The 12,078-nt window shown below is 47.1% G+C and carries 3 protein-coding genes; 1 reads left to right on the plus strand and 2 read right to left on the minus strand.

All coding sequences use genetic code 11. From position 1 onward, the window contains the following. Window positions 1-117 precede the first annotated feature (117 nt). On the plus strand, window positions 118-5,487 hold the full coding sequence (locus QUB06_RS09185) for an AAA family ATPase (RefSeq protein WP_333435033.1): 5,370 nt from the start codon (window positions 118-120) through the stop codon (window positions 5,485-5,487). A 128-nt stretch (window positions 5,488-5,615) separates the two neighbouring features. Here QUB06_RS09185 and QUB06_RS09190 read toward each other — a convergent pair whose 3' ends face one another. Together QUB06_RS09190 and QUB06_RS09195 are read right to left on the minus strand one after the other, a co-directional pair. After that, on the minus strand, window positions 5,616-10,280 hold the full coding sequence (locus tag QUB06_RS09190) for an FG-GAP-like repeat-containing protein (RefSeq protein WP_333435034.1): 4,665 nt from the start codon (window positions 10,278-10,280) through the stop codon (window positions 5,616-5,618). 202 nt (window positions 10,281-10,482) lie between these two features. Next, on the minus strand, window positions 10,483-12,078 hold a 1,596-nt coding region (locus QUB06_RS09195), incomplete at its 5' end, for a CHAT domain-containing protein (RefSeq protein ID WP_333435035.1).

Consider the following 12,078-nt stretch of genomic DNA (forward strand, 5'->3'; position numbering starts at 1 on the left):
CCCAAAAACTAAGAGTGTGTTATAAAAACATAATTTGTTCCTTTCTAAAGCGCTATTCTTTACACAACGAACCGGGTGTGTTTTGACGGCGCGTTAATTTTTAGCAGGAAAATAAATATGCTCTCCATTCCAGGCATTGCCATCCAGAAGCTGCTTTACGAAAGTGCCAATTCTCTGGTTTACCGGGCGATTCGGGAAGCGGATCGCCAACCGCTCATCCTCAAACTGCTCAAAGAAAGCTACCCCACACCTCAAGAATTGCTACGCTACCGCACCGAATACCGCATCACGCGAGAGCTGAAAGAGGCGGGAGTCGTGCAAGTTTATGAATTGCAAAAATACCAAAACAGCCTGGTGATTTTTGTGGAGGACTTTGGCGGGGAATCCTTGAAAATATGGATGCAGCAGCGAAAGTTTAGCCTCAAGGAATTTCTGCAAATTGCGATCGCAGCCACTGAAACTTTAGGGCAAATTCACAGCGCCAATATTATCCACAAAGATATTAACCCCTCAAATATTGTTTATAACCCGGAAACGGGACAGCTCAAAATTATCGACTTTGGCATTTCCACTCAGCTAACGCGAGAAATGCCAACCCTGAAAAACCCCAACATTTTAGAAGGAACCCTCGCTTACATCTCGCCGGAACAAACTGGTAGGATGAATCGCTCTATCGATTACCGCACTGACTTTTACTCCCTCGGCGTCACCTTCTACGAATTGCTGACAGGAAAACTGCCTTTTGATACAGAAGACGCTTTAGAGCTAGTTCACTGCCACATTGCCAGACAACCAGTTCCCCCGCACGAAATCGAGCCAGAAATTCCCCTAATTGTCTCCCAAATAGTCAGCAAATTGATGGCCAAAAATGCGGAAAATCGCTATCAAACTGCATTGGGACTAAAACAGGATTTAGAAATGTGTCTGGTTCAATTACAAGAAACCGATAGCATAGAAGAATTTGACTTGGGAACGCAGGATATTACAGATCATTTCCTGATTCCCGAAAAGTTATACGGCAGAAAAACTGAAGTTGATCATCTATTAGCGGCTTTTGAAAGAGTTCGTAATGCTAGTGCCGAAATGATGTTAGTAGCTGGCTTTTCCGGGATTGGTAAAACCGCAGTCGTAAACGAAGTCCACAAGCCGATAGCCCGACAGCGTGGCTATTTTATCAAAGGCAAATACGACCAATTTCAACGCAATATTCCTTTCAGTGCATTTGTGCAAGCATTTCGGGAATTAATGGGACAATTATTATCAGAAAGTGACGCTCAGTTACACAGATGGAAAACCATGATTCTCACCGCAGTAGGCGAGAGTGGGCAAGTCTTGATTGACGTAATCCCTGAATTAGAACACATCATTGGCCCTCAAAGTCCTGCACTAGAATTGTCGGGGAGTGCCGCCCAAAATCGCTTCAATCTGCTGATGCAGAAATTTGTGCAAGTATTTACCCAAGCAGAACATCCGTTAGTGATGTTTTTGGACGATTTGCAGTGGGCAGATTCAGCATCTTTGAAGTTATTACAACTATTGATGGAGGATACGGGGCATCTGTTAGTATTGGGTGCTTATCGGGATAATGAGGTATCACCGGCTCATCCGTTTATGTTGACTGTGGATGAGATTGTGAAGTCTGGGGCAGTGGTGAATACGATTACCCTGCAACCGTTAAGTTTAGCAGATCTCAATCAGTTGGTAGCAGATACGCTGATTTGCGATTTATCTTTTGCTCAACCCTTGACAGAATTGGTTTATCAAAAAACCCAAGGTAATCCCTTTTTCTCGACTCAATTCCTCAAGGCATTGTATGAAGATGGTCAAATTATTTTTAACCCCCCTCAATCCCCTCTTAGTAAGGGGGGCAGTCAAGGGGGGTGGCAGTGCGATATTAATCAAGTTAAATTTGCCGACGCCTCGGATGTGGTGGAGTTTATGGCGGCGCAATTGCAGAAGTTGCCTGCCGAAACTCAGGATGTTCTCAAACTTGCCGCGTGCATTGGGGCGCAGTTTGATTTAGAGACATTGGCAATAGTCAGCGAAGAATTACCAGAAGAAACGGCATCAGCACTGTGGAAAGCCTTGCAAGAAGGACTCATTTTAGTGATTTCAGAAGGCTATAACTTCATTCAAGCAGATGCTCAATCCCCGAATCAGTCTGTTGCTAATCCCACTTATAAGTTCCTGCACGATCGCGTCCAACAAGCGGCTTATTCCCTAATACCCGACGACCAAAAACAAGCCACTCACCTGAAAATCGGACAGTTACTGCTACAAAGTTCTTCGGAGATAGAAACAGAAGAAAAAATCTTTGATATTGTGGGGCATTTAAATCAAGGACTTGAGTTAATCCATCAATTAAGTGAACGCTCAGCCTTAGCCAAACTTAACTTAGAAGCGGGACGTAAGGCCAGAAATTCTACCGCCTACGCTGCGGCAAATATCTATCTACAAACTGGAATTGATCTACTGACACCTCAATGCTGGCAAACTCAATATGAATTGGCGCTAAATCTTTATGTTGCTGCTGCTGAAATTGCCTATTTGAATGGGGATTTTGATGGTATGGAACAGATGGCAGCACTGGTTTTGCAAGAAGCCCAAACAATTTTAGATCGAGTTAAAATTTACGAAATTCAAATTGCCGCTCAGACAGCGCAGAGCAAGGTGTTAGAAACGATCGCAGTAGCAAGAGAGGCACTCTTACTATTGGGGATTGAACTTCCTGCCGAACCTGATGAAGCCAAGATTGGCAAAGCGCTACAAGCCCTTGCTGGCCAAATAAGTGGCAGAAAGATTGAGGAATTGGTTGACCTACCTGTGATGACAAATCCACAGACTCAGGCAGCTATGCAACTGTCTGGTATGTTGTTTCCACCCATTTTCCAGGGAATGCCCGGTTTGCTGCCCCTGCTGAGCTCCACGATGGTGAGTTTATCGCTTCAATTTGGAAATGCGCCCGCATCGACGGTGGGTTATGCGATGCACGGCATGGTGTTGTGTGCCTTTTTACAAGAGGTGGAAACGGGCTATAGCTTTGGGCAATTGGCACTTTCATTGCTGGATAGGTTGAATGTACCCGAATTCAAGTCCACAGTTCTACTTTTGTTTGGTGGTTGGATTCAGCATCGCCAAGAATCTCTTTTGGCAACGATACCGACGCTGAAAGATGGCTATAGGTTTGGTATGGAAACCGGCGACTTTGTAGATGCTGGCTACAACATATATATTTGTTTTTATACTCATTTATTCGCTGGTGTAGAACTAGACACTTGGGAACCAGAAATAGCAAGTTACAGGGCGGTAATGGCGCAGTTGAAACAATATTCTGCGCGGATTTATTTGGATATGATTCAGCAGACGGTGCAAAACTTTAGGGAAAGCCATATTCGGCCGGATTTGTTAATAGGCTCTGCCTACGATGAAACGGTGATGATTCCCAAGCACTATCAGGATAATGAATTTACGGCGATCGCCTGTGCCTGCATCTTCAAACTGCTGCTTGCTTACTGCTATGGCAATTACACGGCTGCCCTAGACAACATTACCCAAGTCAAACAGTATTTGATGGGAGTATCTGGATCGGCTTTTGTTCCAATTTTTCATTTTTATGCAGCCCTCACCCACCTGGCACTTTTTCGGGCACAGCCAGAAACCCAGCAAACTGAAATTATTGCCTTAGTGGAAACCCATCAAAGCACGCTGCAACAGTGGGCGCAAAATGCTCCGATGAATTATCTGCATAAATGGTATTTAGTGGAAGCAGAACGGCAACGGGTGTTGGGCAATAAAGCCGAGGCGATTGAAATGTACGATCGCGCCATTTCTGGAGCAAAAGAAAACAAATATGTTAATGACGAAGCCCTGGCCAACGAACTAGCAGCCAAATTCTACTCGGAATGGGGCAAAGCAAAAGTTGCTCAAGCATACATATTTGAGGCGTATTATTGTTATGTGGAATGGGGAGCCACTGCGAAGGTCAAAGATTTAGAAACGCGATATCCCCACTTATTCGCGGTAACTCAACCGGGAAGGAAAAACACTCAAACTACCGTAGCAATGACAACGACTGGTTCGGGGAATCACCTAGATATCACCGCAGTCATGAAGGCTTCTCAGGCAATTTCTGGAGAAATTATGCTAGATAAGCTACTGTCTAGCTTGATGAAAATTTTGATGGAAAATGCAGGGGCGCAACGAGGCTATCTGATATTGTTAAGCCAGGGACAACTGTTCATTGAAGCTGAAGGGACAATCGATGACGAACTCGTCACCGTGTTGCAGTCAATCCCGGTTGAAACCTGTCAAGAACTTTCCTCTGCAATTGTCAATTATGTGAGTCGCACTCAAGAAAGCGTGGTACTAGATGATGCTGCCCGATCGAGACAATTTACCAACGACCGCCACATCCGAAAGTATCAGCCCAAATCAATTTTATGTGTACCGCTGATTAATCAATCTCAAATCATTAGTATTGTTTACCTAGAAAATAATTTGACAGCGGGAGCTTTTACCCCAGAAAGAGTGGAAATATTAAAAGTTTTATCTGGACAGGCGGCGATCTCGATTCAAAATTCTAAACTTTATACAGAAGTACGCGAAAATGAAAGCAGGCTGGCTCAACTCAACAAAGCTTACGAGCGATTTGTTCCGCATCAATTCCTCCAATTTTTAGAGAAATCAAGCATCATTGATGTGGAATTGGGCGACCAAGTGCAGTTAGAAATGTCGGTGTTGTTTTCCGACATTCGCGATTTCACTACGCTTTCGGAAACTATGACGCCGGAGGATAATTTCAAATTTATCAATTCCTATCTTTCTCGTATGGAACCTGTTATTAATCAAAATCACGGGTTTATCGACAAATATATTGGCGATGCGATTATGGCGCTGTTTAGTGGGGAAGCTGATAATGCGGTGAAAGCGGGAATTGCTATGCTGCACCGTCTCGTTGAATATAATCAATACTGCACCAACTCGGGCTGTGCGCTGATTCAGATTGGGATTGGGATTAATACAGGTTCTTTGATGCTGGGAACGGTGGGCGGACCAAATCGCATGGACGGGACAGTAATTAGTGATGCCGTTAATTTAGCTTCTCGCGTGGAAAGTTTGACAAAAAATTATGGGGTTTCGCTGTTAATTACTCAGCCAACTTATGCGCGCCTGAAAAATCCATCTCAGTACACAATCCGCACTCTAGACACGGTAAAAGTCAAGGGAAAATCCGAAGCTGTGACGATTTATGAGGTGTTTGATGCAGATCCGCCAGAAATTAAACAGGCAAAGTTAGCTACGCTGGAATTGTTTGCAGAAGCTAGGGCACTTTACTCGGAAGGGAAGTTATTTGAAGCGGCGCGGCTGTTTTCCGAGTGTTGGCGTCAGAATCCGGGCGATCGCGTTGCTAAAATTTACTGGGAACGCTGTGAGTCTGCATTGGTGACTCGCACAAAAATCAAAGACAGGCTACACCATTTACATTAAGCGGTTGCTATACCTGAAAATCAAGGCAAAAGTGCGATCGACTGCTGAGACACCCTACAAACTAGGCGATCGAAATGTGGTAGGTATGTTGTTGCGCTTTAGCGCTAAAGCGCAACAACATACGAAGTCTAAAAAGTTACTGCCTGAACTATACTGCTGGCAGTAACTCCTTTCAATATAGCTAAATATTCCCCTGTTACCTGATACTGAATTATTGTATCGCTAACAAAAGCGCCTGTTCCTTGATAAATATTTAACTGGTTAAAAGCCAGGGGGCTAATTAAATCAATTTTGTCTTGATTGAGGGTAAAATCAGTAATCACATCAGCGGCGGCTAAGTCTGTTCCACCAGTACCGATCGCGATCGCAAACACATCAAAACCCAATCCGCCTGTGAGAGTGTCGGCACCCATTTCTCCAAATAAGTAGTCATTGCCCCCGTCGCCAAACAATATATCGTCGCCATCGCCTCCGTAAATGCGATCGTTTCCCTTACCTCCGTAAATCAAGTCAATACCGCGATCGCCCTGAATAAATTCACTCCCTTGGCCACCAAAAATAAGGTCATTGCCATCACCGCCCCTGATGCCGTCATCACCTTTTTGTCCGTAAAGCAAATCATCCCCTGCTTTGCCATGAAGATAGTCATTGCCGGGGCGTGCGTGGATAATGTCATTCAATGGCGATCCTGTGAGGCGATCGTCCTTATCTGTCAAACCGATTACTGACTTTTTCAACAAGGTTGTGACATCGCCTAAGTTATCGTTATCGCTGATATTGACTGTGAGAGGGGCGACGAGATTATTATACAGTGTGTCAGTGCTGGTAGTGGCGTGGCTAATTGGGCTGACACGATCGCCCTCAACAACCGCATCGTCAACCGCAGTCACCGTTACCGTTTGGGGGACATTCCAATTGGCGGGAGTAAAAGTAAGGGCAGGTAGGCTGACAGTAACTTGAGTTTCAGGGGTAATGGCGACGGTGACATTAGCAGTTGGTTGAGTATTTAGTCGCACTTTGTATATATCGCTGCCCAAGCTTTCGAGTACGTCGGTACTGCCAAGTGGTTCAAGGAAAAGGACAGCGGAAGTACCTGGAGTTGGAGTCGGTGTTGGAGTCGGTGTTGGAGTCGGTGTTGGCGTGGGAGTCGGCGTGGGAGTCGGCGTGGGAGTCGGCGTGGGAGTCGGCGTGGGAGTCGGCGTTGGCGTGGGAGTCGGCGTGGGAGTCGGTGTTGGCGTTGGAGTTGGAGTTGGCGTTGGAGTCGGAGTTGGAGTCGGAGTTGGCGTGGGAGTCGGAGTTGGCGTTGGAGTCGGTGTTGGCGTTGGAGTCGGTGTTGGCGTTGGAGTCGGTGTTGGCGTGGCAATGTTAACAGTAAAACTGCTTAAATTGCTACCTACAACTTGATTGCCAAAAGTATCTTTTACTTGCGATGCTTGCAAATTAACAGCGTAACTGCCATTATCTGTATCATCCCAACTTCCCCCAGGCGGAGTTAGAGAATAAGTGGCCGTGCGAGGTGTGCCATTACTATTAGTATCGACGCTGACAAATGTAGCGGGAATTGCACCACCTGACCAATTTACTACCAGGTCAGAATTATCTAAACTGCTAACATCTACTCCACTACTATCAGTGAAAGTAACTGTCAATGTCTGACTTGTACCACCACCTATAGTAATGTTAGAAACGGCAGCCAAGCTAGCAGTAGGTGCGGTGATATTAGCAGTCCGAGTTAGTTGAGTTGCAGCGGTATTGTTATTAGTCGCAGTATCCGTAGCTTTATTCTCAAGTACATCAACTGTGACAGCGCCATCAGCATTCGGTGTGACTGTAAAATTATAAGTCGTGCCGCTACCTGTAAAACCGCTAACCGTACCGTTAGTAACATTAACGCCACTCGAACTAAATCCTGTCACATTTTCACTGAAAGTGGCTGTGACTAAAAATGGGGCATTAATTGTTGTCGGTGATGCAGAGGTTAAGGCAACAGTTGGCCGTGTCACATCAGCAGTACGAACCAGTTGAGTTGCAGCGGTATTGTTATTAGTCGCAGTATCCGTAGCTTTATTCTCAAGTACATCAACTGTGACAGCGCCATCAGCATTCGGTGTGACTGTAAAATTATAAGTCGTGCCGGTACCTGTAAAACCGCTAACCGTACCGTTAGTAACATTAATGCCACTCGCACTAAATCCTGTCACATTTTCACTGAAAGTGGCTGTGACTAAAAATGGGGCATTTATTGTTGTTGCTGAAGTTGATGTTAAGGCAACAGTTGGCGGTGTAACATCAGCAGTACGAGTTAGTTGAGTGGCAGCGGTATTGTTATTACTGGCAGTATCCGTAGCTGTTGCTGCAAGTACATCAACTGTGACAGCGCCATCGGCATTCGGTGTGACATCAAAAGTGTAGGTTTTGGGATCAACTGTGACAAAGTTACTGACAGTACCATTGGCGAGGGTGATATCAGTATTATCAAAGCCGGTGACATTTTCACTAAAGGTAGCAGTGACGCTAAATAAACCATTTACTGTTGTTGCGGGTGCGGATGTTAAGGCAACAGTTGGTGCAGCAGTATCAATAACTATTGCTTTACTACCGCCTAGAGAGTTGACTGAGGCGGTAGTGGGGAGGGTTAAGATGGCATCTACACTCAAATTATCTTTAATTGTGCCCCCGTTGAGGGTGAGGGCATTTGTGGAGAAATATTCTAAGTCAGGAGAGGTGTCTCCCGCTTGGACTACATAGTTGAAGGTGAGGGCTGTAGTGCCACTACCAGAGGCGTAGTTGGCAAATTGGTCAGTTGTGCCGGTTTCTAGTTGTAGTTGGGGTGTGCCGGTGACGGTGACGGCTTGATCGAAGGTGACGGTAATGGCGAGCGCGGTACCGACGCCGTAGCTGCCGTCAGGGGTGGTGGCGGTGACAGCGGTAACTTTGGGGGTAGTGTTGAGCAGGATGGAGGCACTGTTGCTGCCGTTGTTCGCCACAGCTAAGTCAGGGAGGCCGTCGCCGTTGAGGTCGCCGATGCTGACAGAGTAGGGGAAACTGCCACTGCCAGTTGTCAAGTCCACTTGGGTGGCGAAGGTGGGGGTGGTGGCGTTGGTGGCGGTGGTGTTGAGCAGGATCGAGGCGCTGGTGCTGCGCCCGTTGGCCACAGCTAAGTCAGGGAGGCCGTCGCCGTTGATGTCGCCGATGCTGACGGAGACGGGGCCAGTGCCAGTAGGGAAGTCAACTTGGGGGGCGAAAGTGGGGGTGGCTGCTCCCGTGGCGGTGGTGTTGAGCAGGATGGAGGCGGTGTTGCTGCTGAAGTTCGCCACTGCTAAGTCTGGTTTCCCGTCGCCGTTGATGTCGCCGATGCTGACGGAGTAGGGGTTATTGCCAGTTGTGAAGTCAACTTTGGTGGCGAAGCTGGGGGTGGTGGCTCCTGTGGCGGTGGTGTTCAGCAGGATCGAGGTGGTGTTGCTGCTCCGGTTCGCCACAGCTAAGTCAGGGAGGCCGTCGCCGTTGAAGTCGCCGATGCTGACTGAAAAGGGTAGATCTCCAGTAGTGAAGTCAACTTTGGTGGCGAAGCTGGGGGTGGTGGCTCCTGTGGCGGTGGTGTTCAGCAGGATCGAGGCGCTGGTGCTGCCAGCGTTCGCCACAGCTAAGTCAGGGAGATCGTCGCCGTTGAAGTCGCCGATGCTGACGGAGTAGGCGTTACTCCCAGTTGTGAAGTCAACTTTGGTGGCGAAGCTGGGGGTGGTGGCTCCTGTGGCGGTGGTGTTCAGCAGGATCGAGGTGGTGTTGCTGCGCGCGTTGGCCACAGCTAAGTCAGGGAGGCCGTCGCCGTTGAAGTCGCCGATGCTGACGGATCGGGGGCGAGTGTCAGTAACGAAGTCTACTTTGGTGGCAAAAGTGGGGGTGGCTGCTCCCGTGGCGGTGGTGTTGAGCAGGATGGAGGCGGTGTTGTCGAAGCTCGCCACAGCTAAGTCAGGGAGGCCGTCGCCGTTGAAGTCGCCGATGCTGACGGAGTAGGGGTTAGTGCCTGTAGGGAAGTCAACTTTGGGGGCGAAGCCTAGTATGCCACCGTAGCTTGTGAGGGTGTTGGCGTTAAATGGTATTGGTGTTTCAAGGAGGCCTGTTTGTACTTCCAGTTCCCAGTCTCCGCCTAGTTTGGCATTGCCGGTGGCGTTAGCGGAGGCGGCGATGTCGGCACCAGTTAATTCACTCAGGCGTTGGAGGAATTGGTTAGGTTTTGTGGGCTTAACACCAGTCGGTTTAACACCAGTCCCGCCGGGGGTTAAAACCCCCGTCTGATAGCGAAAGTCCTCGGTGGAGGACTGAATAAATGAATTGTCTTGATTGTCTTCAGTCGGTTTTAACCGACTTAAGCTATGAGACAGGGGTTTTAACCCCTGGCGGATGTGGGGAATGTGGGGGATGTGGGTGATGTCGGGGCTGTCAATTTTCACCGATATATCGGCGGCGACATTACACCCGTAGAGGAGAATATCGGCACCGGGAATTAATGCTTTGCGCCACTGTTTGAGTTGAGGGGCGAAACTTTCTATATTGCTGCTGTTGAGTGTATTTGCACCGAGTTGTACTGCACCTGGACTACCGTGAGAGATGATATGGATTGCTTCTATATTTTGTTCAATTGCTAACCTTTCGGTGATTTGCTCAATGCCATCCCGCGTTTTATCTAGGATAATTATTTCAGCATTTGGGGAAACGCCGCTAATTAAACTCTGGTAATCTTCTACATTTGAGTCAAAAAAAACTAGAGTTGAAACAAGTTTTTGCTGTATCATTATGCAACCTCTTTACTTGTTAAATTTTATATATCTCACTCAAATAAAACTTACAGCAGATTCCAAGTTTATGAAGTACCCCCGCCTATCGTTCTATCCCCGTAGGGACACGGCATTGCCGTGTCCCTACACTTCATCAACTAGCATCTGATTGCGAGCTACGCCTAAAGTCCTTACGATTGCTTTGTTCCTTGCAATGACATTACCAAGGACTCCCAATCATCGTAAAGCCCGACCAATAAAATGGATGGGAGAGATTTTCATTAGTCAGTTTAGCTAATTCTGGTGGCAATTCTAAATCCTTATTTGAGTTTGACAAAATTAAACGGCCATTTTCAATGCGAACTTGACCTTTGAGCATAGCGATTTGAGCTTGCCGTAAGGCTTCGGCTTTAATAGGCGCGACCTTTAAATGATGGTAAAATTCAGCCATTAACCCTAAAGTACCTTCATCGCTGACGTACCAAAGACTCGCCAAAACTGACTTCACCCCCGCTTGCACAGCTAACCCCGCAAAACCTAATTCGGTGTCCTTATCACCCACAGCAGTTTTGCAAGCGCTCAACACCAATAGCTCAACTTTAGGTGGCTGATTCCACCCTAGTTCGCGCACGCGATCGAGTGTTAACCTTCTATCTGATAACTGAATATAAGAATTGCTCGGTGCTCCTGACTTAAATTCTCCGTGAGTGGCGAGGTGAATAATCCGAAAGGCTTGGGCGGTGCGTTGCGACCTAAGATTGTTGAGAGTAAAGGCTTGGTTGAGGAAGGATTCGCCTTTCCATTCGGAGGCAATAGCATTAAGTTCTGCAGGCACTGCTGGCAAGGGTTGGTTATTGGTAAATTGTGAGGCTCCCATTGCTAAAACTTCAGCATTTTTAACACTTTCATAGCTAGTATCCGTTAAGTTGACGCTGGGAATGAGTCCGATGCTGTATTTTTCTACTAGAAATTGAGAACCGTCATGGAGGGCGGCTAAGGGGAGCGTTCGCAACCCCGCATCCATACTAAAAACTAGCGTATCGATGCCCTGAGCTTTCAAATCAGCTTCCAAGGGGGCAATCATCCACTGGTAAAGTTGTTGGGATGGTGGCAAATAGCTCTCAGTATTGATGTTTCTGGAATTAAGGAGTTCAGACCTGAAGCTGCCGGCGACTTGCATCAAAGTTTCCCGCCGGGCGGCGGGGATGGCTTTATGAATGGCGATGCCAGTAGGGGGGACGATGATCAGGTCTAATTGTTCAGGGCGGGATAAGGCGTAGATAATGGCTGTTTTTTTACCAGTTTGGCTGGCGATGATTCTAGTTCTTTGCTGTATGGCCGTAAAAGATTGCAAGTCCCGCCTGATTTCCTGGTTAATGTATGACCCCACTTGTTGGCTATAGAAGATATCCATAAACAAAGCGGCTTGAGAGATATCGCCTCTATCGATTAGCCCTGTGATATCGCTGGCGCTAACTATATTTAGAGGCGATGCCGTTTGGACAACTTCGCTTACCCAATCGGATCTGTAGTTAAAAATAGATTCAATTCTATTAATGATATTCAGGTTGTCAGATTGAGCGATCGTATTGGTAATTGAGATATCCGGTAGTGGTGTTGGTGTTGGTGTTGGAGATGTTGGTGTTGGAGATGTTGGTGTTGGTGTTGGTGTTGGAGATGTTGGTGTTGGAGATGTTGGTGTTGGTGTTGGTGTTGGAGTAGTTGGTGTTGGTGTTGGAGTATTTGGTGTTGGTGTTGGAGTATTTGGTGTTGGTGTTGGAGTATTTGGTGTTGGTGTTGGAGTATTTGGTGTTGG

This window comes from Microcoleus sp. D2_18a_D3 (assembly GCF_036702455.1).
Classification (GTDB): Bacteria; Cyanobacteriota; Cyanobacteriia; order Cyanobacteriales; family Microcoleaceae; genus Microcoleus.